The 19,841-nt window shown below is 74.9% G+C and carries 19 protein-coding genes; 12 read left to right on the top strand and 7 right to left on the bottom strand.

What is annotated here, in order from left to right:
- Positions 1-18: 18 nt before the first annotated feature.
- Both BIV28_RS18495 and BIV28_RS18490 read left to right on the top strand, forming a co-directional pair.
- Positions 19-417: a hypothetical protein gene (locus BIV28_RS18495; RefSeq protein WP_076264004.1), complete on the top strand. Its 399-nt coding sequence runs from the start codon at positions 19-21 to the stop codon at positions 415-417.
- A gap of 91 nt (positions 418-508) precedes the next feature.
- Positions 509-943: a VOC family protein gene (locus tag BIV28_RS18490; RefSeq protein WP_076264003.1), complete on the top strand. Its 435-nt coding sequence runs from the start codon at positions 509-511 to the stop codon at positions 941-943.
- Positions 944-1,108: 165 nt separating this feature from the next.
- Here the strand turns inward: BIV28_RS18490 and BIV28_RS18485 are convergent, their stop codons facing one another.
- Positions 1,109-2,227, bottom strand: a complete 1,119-nt coding sequence (locus BIV28_RS18485) for a carbohydrate kinase family protein (RefSeq protein ID WP_083707513.1) — start codon at positions 2,225-2,227, stop codon at positions 1,109-1,111.
- A gap of 76 nt (positions 2,228-2,303) precedes the next feature.
- Between BIV28_RS18485 and BIV28_RS18480 the strand changes: the two genes are divergently transcribed.
- The gene (locus BIV28_RS18480; RefSeq protein WP_076264001.1) at positions 2,304-3,674 is read left to right on the top strand and encodes a 6-phospho-beta-glucosidase; all 1,371 of its coding nucleotides are present in this window, start codon (positions 2,304-2,306) and stop codon (positions 3,672-3,674) included.
- A gap of 23 nt (positions 3,675-3,697) precedes the next feature.
- Here BIV28_RS18480 and BIV28_RS18475 read toward each other — a convergent pair whose 3' ends face one another.
- Complete coding sequence (locus BIV28_RS18475; protein WP_076264000.1) at positions 3,698-5,305, bottom strand: zf-HC2 domain-containing protein; 1,608 nt, start codon at positions 5,303-5,305, stop codon at positions 3,698-3,700.
- A 192-nt stretch (positions 5,306-5,497) separates the two neighbouring features.
- On the opposite strand from BIV28_RS18475, the gene BIV28_RS18470 reads away from it, so the two are divergent.
- The 8 genes from BIV28_RS18470 (at position 5,498) to cobA (ending at position 15,262) form a co-directional block, all read left to right on the top strand.
- The gene (locus BIV28_RS18470; protein ID WP_076263999.1) at positions 5,498-6,256 is read left to right on the top strand and encodes a LamB/YcsF family protein; all 759 of its coding nucleotides are present in this window, start codon (positions 5,498-5,500) and stop codon (positions 6,254-6,256) included.
- Positions 6,257-6,259: 3 nt separating this feature from the next.
- Positions 6,260-7,939: a 5-oxoprolinase subunit B/C family protein gene (locus BIV28_RS18465; protein WP_207556100.1), complete on the top strand. Its 1,680-nt coding sequence runs from the start codon at positions 6,260-6,262 to the stop codon at positions 7,937-7,939.
- Between the two features lie 142 nt (positions 7,940-8,081).
- Positions 8,082-9,050 (top strand): lytic transglycosylase domain-containing protein, encoded by a 969-nt coding sequence (locus tag BIV28_RS20360; protein ID WP_076263998.1) that lies wholly within the window; start codon positions 8,082-8,084, stop codon positions 9,048-9,050.
- A gap of 117 nt (positions 9,051-9,167) precedes the next feature.
- The gene (locus BIV28_RS18455; RefSeq protein WP_076263997.1) at positions 9,168-10,883 is read left to right on the top strand and encodes a nitrite/sulfite reductase; all 1,716 of its coding nucleotides are present in this window, start codon (positions 9,168-9,170) and stop codon (positions 10,881-10,883) included.
- A complete protein-coding gene (locus BIV28_RS18450) occupies positions 10,880-11,629 on the top strand; it encodes a phosphoadenylyl-sulfate reductase (protein ID WP_076263996.1) in 750 nt (249 codons plus the stop codon). The genes BIV28_RS18455 and BIV28_RS18450 overlap by 4 nt, the downstream gene beginning before the upstream one ends.
- Positions 11,626-12,642, top strand: a complete 1,017-nt coding sequence (cysD, locus tag BIV28_RS18445) for a sulfate adenylyltransferase subunit CysD (RefSeq protein ID WP_242653131.1) — start codon at positions 11,626-11,628, stop codon at positions 12,640-12,642. The genes BIV28_RS18450 and cysD overlap by 4 nt, the downstream gene beginning before the upstream one ends.
- Entirely contained in the window at positions 12,643-14,022 is a 1,380-nt protein-coding gene (locus BIV28_RS18440; protein ID WP_076263995.1) for a sulfate adenylyltransferase subunit 1, read from the top strand.
- A gap of 19 nt (positions 14,023-14,041) precedes the next feature.
- Positions 14,042-15,262, top strand: a complete 1,221-nt coding sequence (gene cobA / locus BIV28_RS18435) for a uroporphyrinogen-III C-methyltransferase (protein WP_076263994.1) — start codon at positions 14,042-14,044, stop codon at positions 15,260-15,262.
- Between the two features lie 21 nt (positions 15,263-15,283).
- Here the strand turns inward: cobA and BIV28_RS18430 are convergent, their stop codons facing one another.
- From BIV28_RS18430 to BIV28_RS18420, 3 genes are all read right to left on the bottom strand, one after another.
- Complete coding sequence (locus tag BIV28_RS18430) at positions 15,284-15,667, bottom strand: pyridoxamine 5'-phosphate oxidase family protein (protein ID WP_479723841.1); 384 nt, start codon at positions 15,665-15,667, stop codon at positions 15,284-15,286.
- 83 nt (positions 15,668-15,750) lie between these two features.
- A complete protein-coding gene (locus tag BIV28_RS18425) occupies positions 15,751-16,161 on the bottom strand; it encodes a VOC family protein (RefSeq protein WP_076264055.1) in 411 nt (136 codons plus the stop codon).
- 10 nt (positions 16,162-16,171) lie between these two features.
- The gene (locus BIV28_RS18420; RefSeq protein ID WP_076263993.1) at positions 16,172-16,627 is read right to left on the bottom strand and encodes a helix-turn-helix transcriptional regulator; all 456 of its coding nucleotides are present in this window, start codon (positions 16,625-16,627) and stop codon (positions 16,172-16,174) included.
- A gap of 120 nt (positions 16,628-16,747) precedes the next feature.
- Between BIV28_RS18420 and BIV28_RS18415 the strand changes: the two genes are divergently transcribed.
- Entirely contained in the window at positions 16,748-18,499 is a 1,752-nt protein-coding gene (locus BIV28_RS18415) for an FG-GAP repeat domain-containing protein (RefSeq protein WP_076263992.1), read from the top strand.
- Here the strand turns inward: BIV28_RS18415 and BIV28_RS18410 are convergent.
- Both BIV28_RS18410 and BIV28_RS18405 read right to left on the bottom strand, forming a co-directional pair.
- Positions 18,492-19,442 carry a phosphotransferase enzyme family protein gene (locus BIV28_RS18410; protein WP_083707503.1) on the bottom strand — a complete coding sequence of 317 codons (951 nt, stop codon included), beginning with the start codon at positions 19,440-19,442 and terminating at the stop codon, positions 18,492-18,494. The genes BIV28_RS18415 and BIV28_RS18410 overlap by 8 nt on opposite strands.
- A gap of 41 nt (positions 19,443-19,483) precedes the next feature.
- On the bottom strand, positions 19,484-19,841 hold a 358-nt coding region (locus BIV28_RS18405; protein WP_207556099.1), incomplete at its 5' end, for a hypothetical protein.

Here is a 19,841-nt window from a genome sequence, read left to right as displayed (position 1 = left end):
ACAGAAGGGAGGGTCTCGATGACCCTGCGACTCGTGGGTGCCGCGGCGCTGCTCGTCTCCGCCGGAGTGCACCTCTACCTGTGGTTCGACGGCGTGCGTAACCAGACCGTCGGGCCGATGTTCCTCGTCAACGTCGTGGCCGGCATCGTCCTCGCCGTGCTCATCGTGCGGTGGCGGCACTGGCTCTCGGCGTTCCTCACGCTCGGCTTCGGGGCCGCGACGCTCGGCGCCTTCACCATCGCCTCGACGGTCGGCCTCATGGGCGTGCACACCGAGTGGCGTGGCGGGTCCGTGTGGCTGGCCGCCATCGCCGAGGTCGTGTGCATCGTCGTCGGGGCCGTGCTGCTCGTGCAGCAGCGCGACGAGGTGCTGCACCCCTCCGCCCACGCGGGTGCCCACACGGGACGCCACGCCTGACGCGTCCGGACGCCTGACGCGTCGGGAGTCGGGCGCGGACGCGTCGACAAAGGCCGCGCGCGGCGTCGTCCGCCGCGCCTAGGGTGACGGCATGGCGACGGTGCGACAGGTCCAGGTCACGTTCGACTGCGCGGAGCCCGAGCGCGTGGCGCGCTTCTGGTGCGAGGTGCTCGGCTACGAGGTGCCCGCACCGCCGCCCGGCTTCGACTCGTGGGCGGCGTTCGAGCAGTCGCTGCCGGCCGAGATGCACGGCTCGGCGTTCGCGATCGTCGACCCGAACGGCGTCGGGCCGCGGATGTTCTTCCAGCGCGTCCCCGAGGGCAAGGTCGTCAAGAACCGCGTGCACCTCGACGTGCGCGTGGGCACCGGCCTCGTCGGGCAGGAACGGCTCGACGCCCTCGAGGCCGAGACGGTCCGGCTCGAGGCGCTCGGGGCCTCTCGCGTGCAGCTGCTCGTCGCGGACGGGTTCAACGAGTCGTGCCAGGTCATGCAGGACGTCGAGGGCAACGAGTTCTGCCTCGACTGACCCGCCTCGCCGGCGGTGCGCGGTGCCCGCAGCGGTGCGCGCTTCCGCGAGGAGTGCGCGCTGCAGCCGGCGCCTCTACCGGAAACGCGCACCTCTGAGGGGAGGGTGCACCGGTTGCACGGGGTGCACCCGCGAGGAGCCGGTGCACCGGCGGGAAACGAGGCGTCAGTCGAGGTCGTGGACGTCGGCGCGGCGGGCGATCGTCGCCGTCGCGCGCCGGCAGGCCATCGTCGGCACGCGCGGCACGATGTCGTCGAGGAAGGCGTACCGACGCCGCAGCGACCGGTGGTACGCGTCGTCGGTCGTGTCGGCGGCCAGGGCGGTCCACCAGTCGGCGAGGTCGCCCCACCCCGGCGCGGCGAGCGACCCGCCGTACTGCTGCAGCGCGAGCCCGGCGCACAGCGTCGAGAAGGTCATCCGCTGCTCGAGCGGCCACTCCGCGAGGGTGCCGACGAGCAGCGCCGCGCCGAAGACGTCGCCGGCCCCGGTCGGGTCGACCTCCTCGACGCGCAGTGACGGCACGCGCGCCTCCTCACCGGTGCGCTGGTCGATGCCGACCGCGCCGTTCGGCCCGTCGGTGACGATCGCGACGGGCACCCGGTCGGCGAGGGCGTAGAGCGCCTCGACCGTCGTGCGGGTGCCGGTGTAGGCCATCGCCTCGACGGCGTTGGGCATGAACACGTCGCAGCGCTCGAGCCGGTCGAGCACCTCGGGCGACCACCGCTCCTTGGGGTCCCAGCCGACGTCGGCGAACACCAGGGCCCCGTCGGCGCGGGCACGGTCGACCCACGTGCTCGTGGCCCCGAACGCCTCGTCCTCGGCGAGGTCGACCATGACGGCCCGGGACCGCGGCGGCGTGCCGATGAGCTCGCTGGCCGGCACCGGCGACGGGTGGCCGTGCGAGACCATGCTGCGGTCGCGGTCGACCGACATCGACACGGTCACGGGGCTGTGCCAGTCGGCGAACCGGCGGCTGCGGGAGAGGTCGATGCCCTCCTGCTCCTCGAGGGTGCGCCAGCAGAAGTCGCCGTAGTCGTCGTCGCTGAAGGCCGCGGCCAGCGACGTGCGCAGGCCGAGCCGACGCGTCGCCACGGCGAGGTTGGCGATCCCGCCCGGGCACGACGCGAGGCCCTCGGCCCACACCTCCGTGCCGGGTGACGGCGACGCGGGCAGCCCGGCGAAGATCATGTCGAGGAAGACCGTCCCCCAGACGAACACGTCGAGGTCGGGCCCGGCGGCGGTACGTCGGGCTGCGAGCGGGTCGAAGGCAGAGCTCGTCGGCATCGCCACCATGCTCCCATCCGCCGCAACCCTGTTAGCGTCGGTTCGGTGACGACGGGGGTGGCGCGGTGAGGACGCGATGAGGCTGGTCGTGCTCGGTGGCGGGGGTTTCCGGGTGCCGCTCGTCCACGGCGCGCTCCTCGGCGACCGGACGCCCGACGCCGCCCGACGCGTCACCGAGGTCGTCCTCCACGACACCGACCCCTCTCGGCTCGACGTCGTGCTCCGGGTCCTCGACGCGCAGGCCGCGTGCGCCGCGGCGCCCGACTCGCCCGCACCGCCCACGGTCCGGGCGACAACCGACCTCGACGACGCGCTCGACGGCGCCGACTTCGTCTTCTCCGCGATCCGCGTCGGGGGACTCGAGGGCCGCACCGCCGACGAGCGCATCGCCCTCGGCCTCGGGCTGCTCGGCCAGGAGACGACCGGCCCGGGCGGCGTCGGCTACGGCCTGCGCACCGTGCCGGTGGCCGTCGACGTCGCCCAGCGCGTCGCGCGCCTGGCCCCCGACGCGTGGGTCATCAACTTCACCAACCCCGCCGGGCTCGTGACCCAGGCGATGCAACAGGTGCTCGGCGACCGCGTCGTCGGCATCTGCGACTCCCCGCTCGGGCTGGCCAAGCGGGCCGCCGGCGCCCTGGGCCACCGCCTCGACGACGTCGAGATCGACTACGCCGGGCTCAACCACCTCGGCTGGCTCTCCGGCCTGCGGGTCGGGGGCCGCGACGTGCTGCCCGACCTCCTCGCCGACCCCGCGCGGCTCGGCGGCACCGAGGAGGGCCACCTCTTCGGCGTCGACTGGCTCCAGACGCTCGGCGCCATCCCCAACGAGTACCTCTGGTACTACTACTTCGCCCGCGACGCTGTCGCCCAGATCACGGCTGCCGCCGAGACCCGTGGCGAGTACCTCGTGAAGCAGCAGGAGCAGTTCTACACGGCGGCAAGGGATTCCGCTGATGCCTTCGCCGTGTGGGACGCGGTGCGGCGCGAACGCAACGCCACGTACATGCAGGAGAGCCGCAACGGCGGCGGCGACGAGCACAACGAGCGCGACGAGTCCGACGTCGAGGGCGGGGGCTACGAGGGCGTCGCGCTGGCGCTCATGGCCGCCATCGCCCGCGACGAGCCGGCGCGGCTCATCCTCAACGTCCGCAACGGCACGACGCTGCCCGGCCTGCCCGAGGACGCCGTCGTCGAAGTCCCTTGTGCCGTCGACGCGTCCGGCCCACGGCCGCTTCCCGTCTCGCCCCTCGCGGGGGCCTCGCTCGGGCTGGCGCAGCAGGTCAAGGCCGTCGACGAGCTCGTCGTCAGGGCCGCTCGCGAGGGCTCGGCCCGGCTCGCCGTCGAGGCGTTCGCGCTGCACCCGCTCGTCGACTCGGTCAGCGTGGCGCGGCAGCTGCTCGACGGCTACCGCCACCGGCTCCCCGCCTTCTACGACGCCCTGCGCTGACGCGAGGCCCCCGGCACCGCCTGTCAGGGGAGCGGGTGGCCGCCCGAGCCCGGCAGGAGGGCACCCGTCCGGTCCGTGAAGCGGGTGACCAGGGTGCCCGGTGCGGCGCCCGACTGCGGCGTCACCTCCACGACGAGCCGGCCGGCCCGCAGCGTGCCCTCGAACGTCTGCGTCGGCGCGCCCACGTGCTCCACCTCCCGGCCGCCGCGCACGTCGCGGACCGAGGTGATGAGCCAGCCGGCGGGCGCGACGATCGAGGCGGTGTACCGCCGGTCGGGGCTCGGGTCGAAGGCGAGGACCGTCGGCACGCCCGGCGTCACGACCGGTCCGGGTGGCGGCGCGGTCGGCGTCGGGCGGGGGGACCGGGTGGGGGTCCGGGTCGGGGTCGGCGTGCGCGACCGTGCGGCCGCGGTGGTCGTGGCGGGACGGGCGACCCGGGCGGCGGCACTCACGGCCTCGATCGTCGACGTGCTGAGGGCGTGGATCGCCGTCGACACGGCGGCCGGGAGCGTCGGGAACGCGACGACGACCCCGGGCCGGGGTCGCGCCTCGGTGCCCGGGCCCGGACGCGTCGCGGAGGTCGTCGGGCGCCCGGCGGCGCCGTAGGGAGCCGGCGAGCTGCCGCCGAGCAACGCGAGCAGGACCGCGATGCCGGCCACGGCCACGACCGCGGCGCCCCCGACGAGCACGAGCGGGAGGTCGAGGCGTCGGGTGTCGTTGCGCCCGGACGCGTCCGCCCGGGTCGCGACGAGCGTCGCCCCTGGGGCGGCGACGCCGGCCAGGAGACCCGCCCCCTCGTCGTCCGCGTCCTCCTCCTCGTCGGCGGCAGGCTCGCCCGGGGTCGCCTCGGCAGCGCTCTCCTCGTCGACGCCGAAGAGGCCGGGCAGCAGGTGCGGTCCGACGCCGGCGCGGATCAGCTCGGTGACGTCGACGAGCCCGGCGACGGCCTCGCGGCACCGGGCACAGGTGTCGAGGTGCGCGTCGACCCGGTCCCGGTCGCCGTCGGCGAGCGCGTCGCGCCCGTACGGGCCGAACTGCCGTCGCGCCGACCGGCAGGCCGCGTCGGGCGTTGCCGTCGCGAGGTCGACGAGGTAGGCGCGGCGCAACCGGTCCCGGGCCCGCTTGGCCTGCGCCGCGACGCCGTCCGGGGTCGTGCCGAGCACCGGCGCCAGCGCGGCAGGGCTCTGCTCGTGCACGACGAGCCGCCACAGCAGGTCGCGCTCGTCGCCCGGCAGCGCCTGCCAGGCCGCCCAGGCGGCGTCGCGGTCGGTGCCGACGAGCGTCAGCTCCCCGCCGGCCGCGCCCTCGCTGCCTCCGGCGTCGTCGTCGGTTCCGTCCGCGGCGCCGTCAGCGGCCTCGGCCGCGAGGCGTCGCACCGTGGCCAGCAGGTAGGGGCGGAAGGCGTTGTCGGGGCCGCCGCCGGCGCGGATCGTGACGAGTGTCCGGGCGAAGGCGTCGCCGACGAGGTCCGGCGCGCGCTCCGGGGTCGCGACGCGCTCGGCGACCTCCCGGGCCGCGTCGACGTGCCGCAGCCACAGCGTCTCGAAGGCGGCGTCGTCGCCGGTGCGGGCGCGGTCGAGGAGCGCCGAGTCGGACTCGCCCGGTCGCCGCTCCTCGTTCGGTCGCGCCACCTGCTCGCTGCTCTCCTGTCGTTGCCGATCGGCCCCCGATGCGCCGTCGCCACGCGGGGAGTCGCCCGAGAAGTCGGATCATGTCGCGCTTCGCGGGCCGTGACCAGATGCAGCGCCCGATTCGGGTCATTCACGGTGGTTCGCGACGCGTCCGCACCCGCCACGGCAGCGGTGTCGGGCAGGATCGAGGACATGCGGATCGACCTCAACGCCGACGTCGGCGAGTCGTTCGGGGCGTGGACGCTCGGTGACGACGCCGGGGTCCTCGACGTCGTGACGAGCGCCAACGTGGCGTGCGGCTTCCACGCCGGCGACCCGCTCACCCTGCGCACGACGTGCCACGACGCCGCCCGACGTGGCGTCGTCGTCGGCGCCCAGGTGGGCTACCGCGACCTCGCCGGGTTCGGCCGCCGCTTCGTCGACGTCGCCCCCGACGACCTCGCCGCCGACGTGCTCTACCAGCTCGGCGCGCTCGAGGCGATGGCCCGCGTCGCCGGCACCCGCGTCGCCTACGTCAAGCCGCACGGCGCGCTCTACAACGCGGTCGTGCACCACGAGGCCCAGGCCGCCGCGGTGGTCGCGGCGGTGGCTGCCTACGACTCGACGCTGCCCGTGCTCGGCCTGCCCGGGAGCGTCCTGCTCGACGCGGCCGCCGACGCCGGGCTGCCCGTCGTGCGAGAGGCGTTCGCCGACCGTGCCTACACCCGCGACGGCCGCCTCGTGCCGCGCAGCGAGCCCGGCTCGGTGCTCCACGACCCCGACGCGGTGGCCGAGCGGGTGCTGCACCTCGTCCGCGACGGCGTGGTCCGGTCGGTCGACGGGAACGACGTCGAGGTCGAGGCGGAGTCGGTGTGCATCCACGGCGACACCCCCGGCGCCGTCGTCATGGCGCGCCGCGTCCGCGGCGCACTCGAGGCGGCCGGCATCGAGATCCACGCCTTCGCGGGCTGAACCATGGTCGGCGGCGAGGCGCGGCTGCTGCCTATGGGCGAGGACGCCCTCCTCGTCGAGGTCGGCGGCACGGCAGAGGCGGTCGCGCTCCGTGACCGGGTGCGTGCCTTGGTCGACGCCGGCACCGCGCCGTGGCGCTCGGTGCGGGAGGTCGTCGCGGCCGCGCGGACGGTGCTCGTGCGGACCGACGCCGAGAGCCTCGACGCCGTGCGACGGGCCTGCCTCGACGCCGCCGCCACGCCGGCCACCGACGCGTCCGACGCGTCCGACGCGTCCGACGCGCACGCGTCCGGCGACGGTGGGGGCCGCGTCGTCGAGGTGCCGGTCGTCTACGACGGGCCCGACCTCGACGAGGTCGCCGCGCTGACCGGGCTGACCCGCGACGAGGTGGTCCGTGCCCACTCCGGCACGCCCTGGCGCGTCGGGTTCGGCGGCTTCGCGCCCGGCTTCGCCTACCTCGTCGGCGGCGACCCGCGGCTGCGCGTGCCGAGGCGATCGGAGCCGCGACCGCGGGTGCCCGCCGGGTCGGTCGGGCTCGCGGGCGAGTTCAGTGGCGTCTACCCGCAGGACTCGCCGGGCGGCTGGCAGCTGCTCGGCACCACCGACGCCGTCCTCTGGGACCCCGACCGCGACCCGCCCGCCCTCCTCGGGCCCGGCACGAGCGTCCGGTTCGTCGACGCCTCGACGCGTGCCGCGCGTCCCACCCCCGACGCCGCCCCCGGCGTCCCCGACCGCATCGCGGCGCCGCCGGACCGGGCGCCGGAGGTCACCCGCGGGCTCGAGGTGCTCGCCACCGGCCCGCTCGTCCTCGTCGAGGACCTCGGCCGGCCCGGGCTCGGTGACGTCGGGGTCGGTCGGTCCGGCGCGGCCGACCGTGCGGCCTACCTGCTCGGCGTCCGGCTCGTCGGCCACCCGGTGGACCCCGACCCAGCCACCACCGACCCAGCCACCACCGACCTCCACGCCCAGGCACCCGCCTCGCTCGAGGTGACGCTCGGCGGCCTCACGGTGCGCGCCCGCGGCGACCTCCTCGTCGCGCTGACCGGCGCCCCCGCACCGGCCACCGTCGACGGGCGTCCGGTCGGCCACGCCGCCCCGCTGCACCTGCGCGACGGCCAGGTGCTCGCGGTCGCGACGCCGGCCGTCGGGCTGCGGTCCTACCTCGCCGTGCGCGGCGGGGTCACCGTGGCGCCCGTCCTCGGGTCACGCTCCACCGACACGCTGTCCGGGCTCGGCCCCGCGCCGGTGGGCGTCGGAGACGTGCTGCCCGTCGGCCCGGCCCCCGACGCGTTCCCCGTCGCCGAGCAGGCGCCGCAGCGCCGCTCGACCGCCGGCGACGACGTCGTCGTCCTCGACGTGACGCCCGGACCACGGGCCGACTGGTGCGACCTCGCCGCCCTCACCGACGAGTCGTTCAGCGTGTCGTCGCGGAGCAACCGCGTCGGCCTCCGGCTCGAGGGCAGCCCGGTCCGACGCGACGACGCGTTCGCCGACGCCGAGCTGCCGAGCGAGCCGATGGTGGCCGGCGCCGTCCAGGTGCCCCCGGGCGGCGAGCCGGTCGTCTTCCTCGCCGACCACCCGGTGACCGGCGGCTACCCCGTCGTGGCGGTCGTGACGCGTCGCGACGTCGACCGCGCGGCCCAGCTGCGCCCCGGCGACCGCGTCCGGCTGCGCTGGGCCTGAGGCCCGACCTGCGCGCGCCGTGGGCGCGTGCGAACCTGTGCGGACGGATGCACCCCGATCGGCCCCGAGCGCCGACCCCCGGAGGTGTACTGGGAGGACGACGCGGCGACGGCCGCGCCCGAGGACGGCTGGAGGTGACCCGGTGGCAGGTCGCGACCCGGCCGGCCGCGCCCGAGCGGCGGGTGCGCTGTCCGCCGCCGTGACCGTGATGCTGGCGGCTGCCGTGCTCGCACCGCCGGCCCTCGCCGCCGACGGGCCCCAGCCCCCGACGCCCTCGCCGTCGGCCCTGCCGAGCATCCCCGACCAGTCCGGTCCCGCCGCCGGCCCGTCCTCCCCGCAGGCCGGTGCGTCGACGCCGCAGACCGGCGCCGACCCGGCCGGGGCCGCCGTCAGCGCGGTCATCGACGGGCTCGTCCTGCCGGCGCTCGCGAGCATCGGCAGCGTGGCCCGGGCCTCGGGCGCGACCGGAGCCGTTGGGTCGGCGCCCGGCGCTGCTGGAGCGGCGGGCCTCGAGCCGGGCGGCGGGTCCGTCGCGACCCCCGAGACGTGGAAGCCGAGCGCGCCAGTGAAGGTGCCGGTGGCGCCCTCGGCCGCGGACGGGCCGGTCCCGGTGACCACCGAGCAGGTCCTCTGGGCCGCCTACGTGTCCGCCGCGCAGGCCCAGGGCTCGTGCAACCTCAAGCCGATGCTGCTCGCCTCGATCGGCGAGGTGGAGTCGTCCTCGTTGCGCGGGCGACGGCTCGACCCGTTCCACGACGTCGTTCCCCCGGTCGTCGGCCCGGCCCTCACCGGCGGCACGTACGCGCGCATCCACGACACCGACGGCGGCGCCCTCGACGGTGACCCGAGCTGGGACCACGCCGTCGGGCCGATGCAGTTCATCCCCGCGACCTGGCGCATCTGGGGCGCCGACGGCAGCGGTGACGGCGTCGCCGACCCGCAGAACGTCGAGGACGCGGCGCTCGCGGCGGCCCGCTACCTCTGCGCCGGCGGCCGCGACCTGTCGCGCGACGCCGACCGCCGGGCCGCGGTCCGGTCGTACAACCACTCGGCCCGGTACGTCGCGACGGTGCTCGGCCTCTACGCGTCGGCGCCGGCGAGCGCCCGCTGAGGTCGCGTCCCACGCGTCCGACCGCATCTCCCAGCCATCTCCCACCGGCTCGAGGGGAATGGGCCGGATCGTGGACCCGTGATGGCGTCGATAATCGGTGGTTATACATTCGATTACATGACCGTCACCGACACCCCCTCCGAGACGCGTCCGGCGACCCGACCCCCTCGCGCCGGCCGTTCCAACGGGCAGTGGAAGGTCGACGGCACCGAACCCCTCAACCCCAACGAGGTGTGGAAGCAGGAGGACGGCGGCCTCAACGTCCGTGAGCGGATCGAGACGATCTACGCCAAGGAGGGCTTCGCGAGCATCCCGCCGCAGGACCTCTCCGGCCGCTTCCGCTGGTGGGGGCTCTACACCCAGCGCAAGCCCGGCATCGACGGCGGCCGCACGGCCCAGCTCGACGACACCGAGCTGTCCGACGAGTACTTCATGCTCCGCGTCCGCCTCGACGGCGGCGCCCTGAACCTGGCCCAGCTGCGCACCCTGGCCGAGATCTCCACGGAGTTCGCGCGCGGCACCGCCGACATCAGCGACCGACAGAACATCCAGTACCACTGGATCCGCGTGGAGGACGTGCCGGAGATCTGGCGCCGCCTCGAGGCCGTCAGCCTGCAGACCACCGAGGCCTGCGGCGACACCCCGCGCGTCGTGCTCGGCAGCCCGGTGGCCGGCATCGCCCAGGACGAGATCCTCGACCCGACGCCGGTCATCGACGAGATCACGAGCCGCTTCATCGGCGACCCCGAGCTGGCCAACCTGCCGCGCAAGTTCAAGTCGGCGGTCACCGGCCACCCGAGCCTCGACGTCGTCCACGAGATCAACGACATCTCGCTCGTCGGCGTCGTGCACCCCGAGCTCGGCGCCGGCTACGACCTCTGGGTCGGCGGCGGCCTGTCGACCGCGCCCCGCCTCGCCGAGCGCGTCGGCGTCTTCGTCCGCCCCGAGGAGGCGGCAGAGGTGTGGCACGGCGTGATCCGGATCTTCCGCGACTACGGCTACCGACGCCTGCGCAACAAGGCGCGCCTGAAGTTCCTCCTCGCGGAGTGGGGTGCCGAGAAGTTCCGCCAGGTGCTCCAGGACGAGTACCTCGGCCGCGCCCTGCCCGACGGCCCGGCGCCCGCGCCCGCCACCGGGCCCGGCGACCACGTCGGCGTGCACCTGCAGAAGGACGGCCTGCGCTACGTCGGGGCCGCCCCGACCGTCGGGCGCATCAGCGGCGACGTGCTCGCCGGCCTTGCCGACATCATGGAGTCGGTCGGCTCGGACCGGCTGCGCCTCACCCCGCACCAGAAGCTCGTGCTCCTCGACGTGCCCGGCCGACGCGTCCGCGGTGTCGTCGGCAAGCTGGAGAAGCTCGGCCTCACCACGACCCCGAGCCCGTTCCGGCGACACACCATGGCCTGCACCGGCATCGAGTTCTGCAAGCTCGCCATCGTCGAGACCAAGGCAACGGCGGCCACCGCGATCGCCGAGCTCGAGCAGCGCCTCGCCGACGTCACCGAGCAGCTCGACACCCCGATCACCCTCAACGTCAACGGCTGCCCCAACTCGTGCGCCCGCATCCAGACGGCCGACATCGGCCTCAAGGGCCAGCTCGTGACGATCGAGGGCGAGCAGGTGCCCGGCTTCCAGGTGCACCTCGGCGGCGGCCTCGCCTCCGTCGACCGCGACGAGGCCGGCCTCGGCCGCACCGTCCGCGGCCTCAAGGTGACCGCCGGCGACCTGCCCGACTACGTCGAGCGCGTCGTGCGCCGCTTCCTCGCCGAGCGCGAGGGCGGCGAGACGTTCTCCTCCTGGACCCGCCGAGCCGACGAAGGAGCCCTCCAGTGACCGCCGTCCCCCTCGCCACCCCGAAGGTGCCGCGAAAGCGCCGCTCCGAGGCCGAGCTCAAGGCGCTCGTCGACGACTTCAACGCGACGCTTGGCGCCGACCCCGAGCACGAGCCGACCGCCGACGAGGTCGCCGCGTGGGCCGCGTTCCACTTCGGCGACTCGCTGGCCGTCGCGTGCTCGATGGCCGATGCCGTTCTGCCACACGTCGTCTCGCGGTTCGCCCCGGGCGTCGACGTGCTCTTCCTCGACACCGGCTACCACTTCTCCGACACCATCGTCACTCGCGACATCGTCGCCGAGGACCTGCCGATCACCCTCGTCAACGTGACGCCCGAGCTGACCGTCGCCGAGCAGGACGAGAAGTACGGCGCCCGCCTCTACGAGCGCGACCCGGCCCTGTGCTGCCAGATGCGCAAGGTCGAGCCCCTCGCCCGCACCCTGCCGACCTACGAGGCGTGGGTCACCGGCGTCCGGCGTGAGGAGGCACCGACGCGGGCCGAGACGCCCCTCGTGACGTGGGACGACAAGAACGGCCTCGTCAAGATCAACCCGCTCGCCGCGTGGACCTTCGACGAGCTGCAGACCTACGCCACCGACAACCAGGTCGAGGTCAACTCCCTTCTCTCCGATGGCTACCCGTCGATCGGCTGCGAGCCGTGCACGCGTCGGGTCGAGCCCGGCGAGGACCCCCGCGCCGGCCGCTGGGCCGGCTTCACCAAGACCGAGTGCGGACTGCACACATGACGACCACCGACACGATCCCCTCCCGGACGGACGCCATCGCCGTGACCGACACGACCCTCACCCCCGACGCCGCGGCGCCCGGCCCGATCGACGCGCCTGAGGCGCCCGACGCGTCGACGCGCCGCCTCGGCCAGCTCGACGCCCTCGAGGCCGAGTCGATCCTCGTCATCCGCGAGATGGCCGCCGAGCTCGAGCGCCCGGCGCTGCTCTTCTCAGGCGGCAAGGACTCCGTCGTCATGCTGCACCTCGCGGCCAAGGCCTTCTGGCCCGCGCCGATCCCGTTCCCGGTGCTGCACGTCGACACCGGCCACAACTTCCCCGAGGTGCTCGACTACCGCGACGAGACGGTCGAGCGGCTCGGGCTGCGCCTCGTCGTCGCGAGCGTCCAGGACTACATCGACGACGGCCGGCTGCGCGAGCGCGCGGACGGCACCCGCAACCCGCTCCAGACGCTCCCGCTGCTCGACGCCATCAACGACAACCGCTTCGACGGGGTCTTCGGCGGCGGCCGGCGCGACGAGGAGAAGGCCCGCGCCAAGGAGCGGATCGTCTCCCTCCGTGACGAGTTCGGCCAGTGGGACCCGAAGAACCAGCGCCCCGAGCTGTGGAACCTCTTCAACCCGCGGCACCGCCCCGGCGAGCACGTGCGGATCTTCCCGATCAGCAACTGGACAGAGGTCGACATCTGGCGCTACATCGAGCGCGAGGACATCCCGCTCGCGCCGCTCTACTACGCCCACGAGCGCGAGGTGTTCCGCCGCGACGGGATGTGGCTCGCGGTCGGCCCGTACAGCGAGCCGCGCGAGGACGAGACCGTCGAGACGCGCCTGGTCCGCTACCGGACGGTCGGCGACATGTCGTGCACCGGCGCCATCGAGTCGCCCGCCCGCACCAACGCCGAGATCGTCGTCGAGGTGGCCGCCTCGACCCTGACCGAGCGCGGTGCCACCCGCGCCGACGACCGGATCTCCGAGGCCGCCATGGAGGACCGCAAGAAGGAGGGCTACTTCTAAATGGCCACCACCACCGCCCCCGCCGCGGCCGCCACCTCGGCGCCCGTCACCGCACCCGCCACCGCCGGCACGCTGCTGCGCCTCGCCACGGCCGGCTCGGTCGACGACGGCAAGTCGACGCTCGTCGGCCGCCTCCTGCACGACACGAAGTCGGTGCTGTCCGACCAGCTCGCCGCCGTCGAGCGCGTGTCCCGCGACCGCGGCCTCACCGCCGCCGACCTCGCCCTCCTCACCGACGGCCTGCGCGCCGAGCGCGAGCAGGGCATCACCATCGACGTCGCCTACCGCTACTTCGCCACCGCGAGCCGCTCGTTCGTGCTCGCCGACTGTCCCGGCCACGTGCAGTACACGCGCAACACGGTCACGGGCAGCTCGACGGCCGACGTCGTCGTCCTGCTCGTCGACGCGCGCAAGGGTGTCCTCGAGCAGACGCGCCGGCACCTGGCGGTCACGGCCCTGCTGCGGGTGCCGCACGTCGTCGTCGCAGTCAACAAGATCGACCTCGTCGACTTCAGCCAGAAGGTCTACGAGCGGGTCGACGCGCAGGTGCGCGCCGTGGCCCGCGAGCTCGGCGTCGAGGAGGTGACGACGGTCCCGGTGAGTGCGCTCGACGGCGACAACGTCGTGGACCGCTCGACCCGCACCGACTGGTACGACGGCCCCAGCCTGCTCGAGCTGCTCGAGGCGCTGCCGCCCTCGGACGACCCGGCGCACGAGTCGTTCCGGCTCCCGGTGCAGCTCGTCATCCGCCCACAGGGCGCGGCCCTGGACGCCGAGCACCGCGACTACCGTGGCTACGCCGGTCAGGTGGCCTCGGGCGTCGTGCGCGTCGGTGACGAGGTCGTGGCACTGCCGTCGGGCCGCCGCACGACGGTCACCGGCATCGACCTCGGCGACCGGTCGCTGCAGGAGGCCTTCGCGCCGCAGTCGGTGACCCTGCGCCTCGCCGACGAGATCGACATCTCGCGCGGCGACGTCATCGCCGCCGCGGCCGACGCCCCCGAGCCCACCCAGGACGTCGAGTCGGTCGTCTGCTGGCTCGGCGACGCGCCGCTGCGCCCCGGCCAGCGCCTGCTGCTCAAGCACGGGTCGCGCACGGTCCAGACCGCCGTCCGCACCATCGACGGCGCCCTCGACCTCGACGACCTGCACGCCGTGCCGGCAGAGTCGTTGTCGCTCAACGACATCGGCCTCGTGACGCTCCGTGTGTCGCAGCCACTGCCGATCGAGCCGTACGCCGTGTCGCGTCGCAGCGGGGCGTTCCTGCTCATCGACGCGCACGACGGCCGTACGCTCGCCGCGGGCATGGTCGGAGCGACGCTGCCCACCGCACCCGAGGCCCCCTCGTCGCCGGAGGGCGACGAGGAGTGGGACATCTGAGGCCCGCGCCGTGGCATCCGTGAAGTCCGCGCTGCCGGTGGTCCTCGACCTCACCGGCCGGCTCGTCGTCGCCGTCGGCGGCGGCCCGGTGTCGGCCCGACGCGTCCGCTCCTTCCTCGAGGAGGGCGCGGTCGTGCGGGTCGTGGCGCCGTGGGCCTGCGAGGACCTGCGCGACCTCGCGGCCACCGGACGCGTCGAGTGGGTCGAGCGCGACTACGCCGGCCCGGCCGACCTCGACGGCGCCTGGTTCGTGCACACCGCCACGGGGGAGCCGTCCGTCGACCGCGAGGTCGCCGCCGACGCCGAGGCCCTGCGCGTGTGGTGCGTCGACGCCACCGACGCCGCGGGCACGACGGCCAGCGTCACGGCCCGGGCCGACGTCACGACGCCCGACGGGCGCGTCACGATCGCGGCCTACGCCGCCGGCGACCCGGGCCTCGCCGTCACGGTCCGCGACGGCGTCGAGCAGGCCCTCGCGACCGGGCGGCTCGACCTGCGCCGCACCCGCACGCACGGACGCCGCGGCTGGGTCGCACTGGTCGGCGGTGGCCCCGGTGCCGACGGCCTGCTCACGGCCCGCGGCCACGAGCTGCTGGCGTCGGCCGACGTCGTCGTGCTCGACCGGCTCGCCCCGCGCGGCGTCGTCGACCGGCTCCCGGCGTCGGTGCGCGTCATCGACGTCGGCAAGACGCCCGGCCACCACCCGGTGCCGCAGGCGCGGATCAACGACGTGCTCGTCGAGGAGGCCCAGCGTGGCCTCGGCGTGGTCCGGCTCAAGGGCGGCGACCCGTACGTCCTCGGCCGCGGCGGCGAGGAGCGCGCCGCGTGCGAGGCCGCCGGCGTGCCCGTCGAGGTGGTGCCCGGCGTCACCTCCGCGGTCTCGGTGCCCGCGGCCGCCGGCATCCCGGTGACCCACCGGGGCGTCGCGCGGGGCTTCACCGTCGTCACCGGCCACGACGACGTGCCCGCCCTGCCGACCGGTGGCGACCACACGCTCGTGCTGCTCATGGGCGTCACCACCCTGCCGCGCACCATGGATCTGCTTGCGACGCATGGCCGTTCGCCGGACTGCCCGGTCGCCGTCGTCGAGCGGGGGTTCGCCCCCGACCAGCGCGTCACCGTCGGGACGGTCGCGACGATCGCCGACCGCGCCGAGGCGGTCGGCATCGAGGCGCCCGCCGTCGTCGTGGTCGGCGACGTCGTGCGCCTCGCGCCCGCCTGGACCGACGAGCCCGCCTGACGCGTCAGGCGGGCCGGACCATCAGGTGAGCCAGGCGCCGTCGCGCATCACGGTACGGCCGGGGATCTCGTTCGCCTCACGCCACGCCTGGATCCGCTCCGGGCGCAGGAAGTACACCGCGTAGTCCGGCCGCTCGGTGCGGGGGTCCCAGTCGCAGCGCTCGATGTAGTGCTGCCACTGCTCCTCGGGCACGTCGTCGGTCGACACCTCGCGGGCCGACGCGTCGACCATGACGACGTCGCGGAACTCGCCGATCCCCAGTCGTGCCCGACCGGTCTCGCGCAGGTTGCGCCCGCACGGTGAGCCCACCGGGGTCACGACCATGACCTCGGTGCCGTCCCAGTCGAAGGACAGCGGCACGAGCCCCGGCACGCCACCACCGGCGTCGGCCGTGGCGACCCACAGGTCGATGTCGTGCTCGAGCCGGTGACGGGTGTCGGCGACGCGCGTGGCCCGGTCGCGGGCGGGCGCGGCCGACTCCGGCGCGCTCAGCGTCGTTCCTGGATGCGCACGAGGTTGCCCGCCGGGTCGCGGAACGCCGAGTCGCGCACGCCGTAGGGCTGGTCGGTCGGCTCCTGCACGACCTCGGCTCCGGTGGCCTCGATCCGCGTGAAGGTCTCGTCGAGGTCGGGCGTCGCGAGCAGCAGCGAGCCGTAGGTGCCCTTGGCCATCATGTCGCCGATGGTGCGGCGCTCGTCGTCGGTGAGCCCGGGCGTCGCCTCCGGCGGGTAGAGCACGACCGACGTGCCCGGCTGGCCGGGCGGGCCGACGGTGATCCACCGCATGCCGGCGTGGCCGACGTCCATGCGCACCTCGAAGCCGAGGGCGTCGCGGTAGAAGGCGATGGCGGCGTCGGGGTCGTCCTGGGGGAGGAAGCTGGAGTGAATGCTGAGGTCCATGCCGCCCACGCTAGGCGCGCGGGGTGCCGGATGCTTCTCGATTCCTGACCGGTCGCGTGACCTGTTTGGCCACGCAGGGCACGAAGCCGTCCGTGGCGCCCGCCTGCTCCTGCCGGTAGACGCTCGGCGGCACCCCGACGAGCTCGGTGAACCGGGTGCTGAACGTACCGAGCGAGGAGCACCCGACCTCGAAACACACGTCGGTCACGCTGAGGTCGCCGCGGCGCAGCAGCGCCATGGCCCGCTCGATCCGACGCGTCATGAGGTACTGGTAGGGCGACTCGCCGTAGGCCGCCTTGAACTGCCGGCTCAGGTGGCCCGCCGACACGTTGACGCCGCGGGCCAGTGCCTCGACGTCGAGCGGCTGGGCGTACTCGCGGTCGATCCGGTCGCGCACCCTGCGCAGCAGCGCGAGGTCGCGCCGCCGCTGTGCCTCGTCCGTCCGTGATCCCGCACTCGTCCCCACGGCCCGATCCTCGCACCCCGCGCTCGAAGAAACCCGGCGGTAGGGGCCCGTTGTCGGCGGTGCGGTCCTAGAGTGCGTGCAGCCGGTGCCGAACCCGGCTCGCCTGACAGGGGAACCACCATGAACGTGTCCGTGCCTCGCCGTGCCCAGAAGCCGCTGCGGAGGGCGCACCGACGCGTCCCGTGGCGCCGCGCCGCAGCACTGGCCGCCGCGTTCGCGCTCGCGGCACCGGCGACCGCTGCGAGGGCCGCAGACGCTGCCGGAACCGCCGACCTGATCTCGAAGGTCATGCTGCACGTGGTGCTCGACGCGGACGCCTTCGGCATCGTCACCGCCGGGCCGGCCGCCCCGTCCGGCACGACCTACACCTACGTGTGGTCGGACGAGACGGGCGAGCTGGGTCGCAAGACGACCACGGACAAGGCAGCCCTGACGCCCATCGGGCGCGCCAAGTTCGGCCGTACGGTCACCTTGCGCGTCACCGCCACCGCGCCGGACGGGGCGACCGAGACCGAGAGCAGCGTGCCCGTCGTGGCCACGCGGTGGCGCGTCGGCGGCCTGACCTACGACGACGCCACCCGCCGGTTCGCCTGGTACTCGCCGCAGCTGCCTGCGACCTTCGACGCCGAGCTCGGCCCGGTCACGGTCTCCTACCAGTGGTCGCGGTCGGGCACGCCGATCCCCGCCGAGCCCGGGGTGGCGCCCTGGGTGCACACCCGGGCCGCGGCCGACGAGGGCCAGACGCTGTCCGTCGCCGTGGTGTCGCACCAGGCCTCCACAGGAGCCGGCAGCACGTGGGCATCCACACCGACGCCCCAGGTGGGCGTCGTGCAGGTGGCCTACGCCATCACCGGCAGCGGCCTCTCCGGCCAGACGCTCGCCGCAGAGGTCCGACCGACGTCGTGGTACCCGGGCGACCCCACCGTCGTCCCCGAGCTGACGTGCGACCACCAGTGGTACCGCGACGGCGCGGCCGTCTACGGCGAGACCGGGCCGCACCACTACGTGCACACGATGGAGCGCGGACGGATGCTCCAGGCTCGGACGCGGTGCACGAGCCCGGGCTACCTTCCCCAGACGTTCTGGTCGGCGAAGCTCGTCGTGCCCGGCGTGCCGGCGCTCGTGTCCCTGCTGGGCAACGACGCGGTCCGGGACCTCGGCGAGTACCAGGGCTGGACGCCCGACCTGTGGCTCAACAAGGGCCGGCCCGGCTCCTTCTACTTCGGTGACCCCCTGAGCACCTCCTACCTGCCGACCCGGTCGATGAGCATGGTCTCCCTGGCCGGTGACCTCGACGACGACGGCCGGGACGACCTCCTGGCTCGTGACTCCGGGGGAGCGCTCTGGCTCTACCCGTTCGTTCGCGACCGCGTCCGGATCGGAGCCAGCGGCTGGGGCTCGATGAACCTGCTCGTGGCCGGCGGCGACTTCACCGGCGACCGCTCGGCCGACCTCTTCGCGCGCCGCTCCACCGGCGAGCTCGTCTTCTACGCCGGACGGGGCCGGCAGGGCCTGGCCGCCGGCAAGGTCGTGGCCACGAGCGCCTTCCGCTCGGCGCGGCACATCGTGACCCTCGGCGACGCGAACGGCGACGGCCTGGCCGACCTGCACGTCGTGCGGCCCGACGGCACGCTGTGGTTCTACCCGGGTCGGGGCAACGGCGGTCTGGCCGCTCCCGTGCGGGTCGGCACCGGCTGGGGGTCGATGACCAGGCTGCTGACCGGGCGCGACCTCGACCGCGACGGCAAGGTCGACCTGCTCGCCCTCGACCCGGCCGGCCGGCTCTGGCTCTACCCGGGCAACGGCCGCGGCGGGTTCACGGCGCGCAGCCTGACGAACGCCGGCCACCCGCTCACCACGGCGATCAGCTGACGGCGGCGAGGACCCGGTCGATCCGCGCGAGGGTGACCGGGTCCTCGGGGATCTCGAGGAACCAGTCGGCGAGCCGGTCGCGTTCGGGCCCCTCGTCGGCCCCGACCCACCGCGAGCACGCGAGCTGGCCGATGTGGGCCTGCTCGGCCACGAGCATCGAGAAGTGGCCGCGACGCGTCACGCGGCCGGGGCCGCCGGCGGCACGGTAGGCCTCGTGCAGGGCGCGGGCGCGCGAGGGGTCGTCGTCGCCGAACTCGAACAGCACCATGGCCAGCTCCTGGCTCGGGTCGGCCGGACCGAGGTTCTCGAAGTCGATGACGCACACCTCGCCGCCGGCCGTCGCGAGGACGTTGTCGGCCCACAGGTCGCGGTGGCACACGATGGGTGCCTCGTGCGGCTCGATGACGGCCTCGACGGCGACGAGGTCGTCGACGAGGGCGCGCAGCTGCCCGGCGAAGGGCGCCTGCTCCTCGGAGACGCGTCGGGCGAGGTCGCGCCAGCTCTGCTCGCCGGCCCCGGTCGCGAACCAGTTGTCGACGGGCTCGTCGGTGCCGCGGGCGGCCCGGTGCAGCAGGGCGACGGTGCGCCCGACCGCCGCCGGGTCGAGCGAGCGGGTGCGAGGGCGCAGGTCGACCCACTCGAAGACGCGCACCACGGTGCCGTCGACCTCGGCGGCGACGCGCCCGTCGGTCGTGCGCAGCACCTCGGGCGTGCGGACGCCGATGGCGCGGGCGGCGTCGACGAAGCCGGCGTCGCGGCCGACGTCCTCGAGACGCGGCCCGGCGTACCACTCCTTGACCGCGAACGACCGCTCGCCGGCCGTGAGTCGCCAGATGCGGCCCAGCTGCCCGCGGGCCACCGGGCCGACGAGCCGCACGGCCTCGCCCGGTCGTGCCAGCCCGTACGCCGCGGCGATCGCCTCGCCCTCATCGCCCCCGATCACCGGATCCCCTTGTGCCCGAATCGCCCTGGCGCCCCGACGCGTCAGGGGACGACGCGCCAGACGGCGACCGCGACCGTGACCACCGCCAGGGCGAGCGAGGCCCACCCGAGCAGGTCGCGACCGCGCCGGCCGCGGCCGAGGAGCAGCAGCAGCGCCGCGAGCACCGACAGGACGGCGGCCACGACGGTCTCCTCGGCGCCACGGTCGATGGTGCGGATGAGGATGGTGTCGGTGAGCCCGTACCGGGTGAACCAGCCGAGCAGCCGGACCAGGACGAAGACCCACCACCCGACGGTCACCCAGAAGAGGGCGACGCCGATCTGCCCGAGGAGCGGGTCGACGGGCCGGTCGGGGACGGAGCCGGTGGGGTACCCCGGGGCGGCCCCGGCCCCGGCCCCG

It is taken from the genome of Intrasporangium flavum, from assembly GCF_001956915.1.
GTDB lineage: Bacteria > Actinomycetota > Actinomycetes > Actinomycetales > Dermatophilaceae > Monashia > Monashia flava.
The sequence above is the reverse complement of the archived record's forward strand: the minus strand, read 5'-3'. Positions and strand labels throughout refer to the sequence as shown.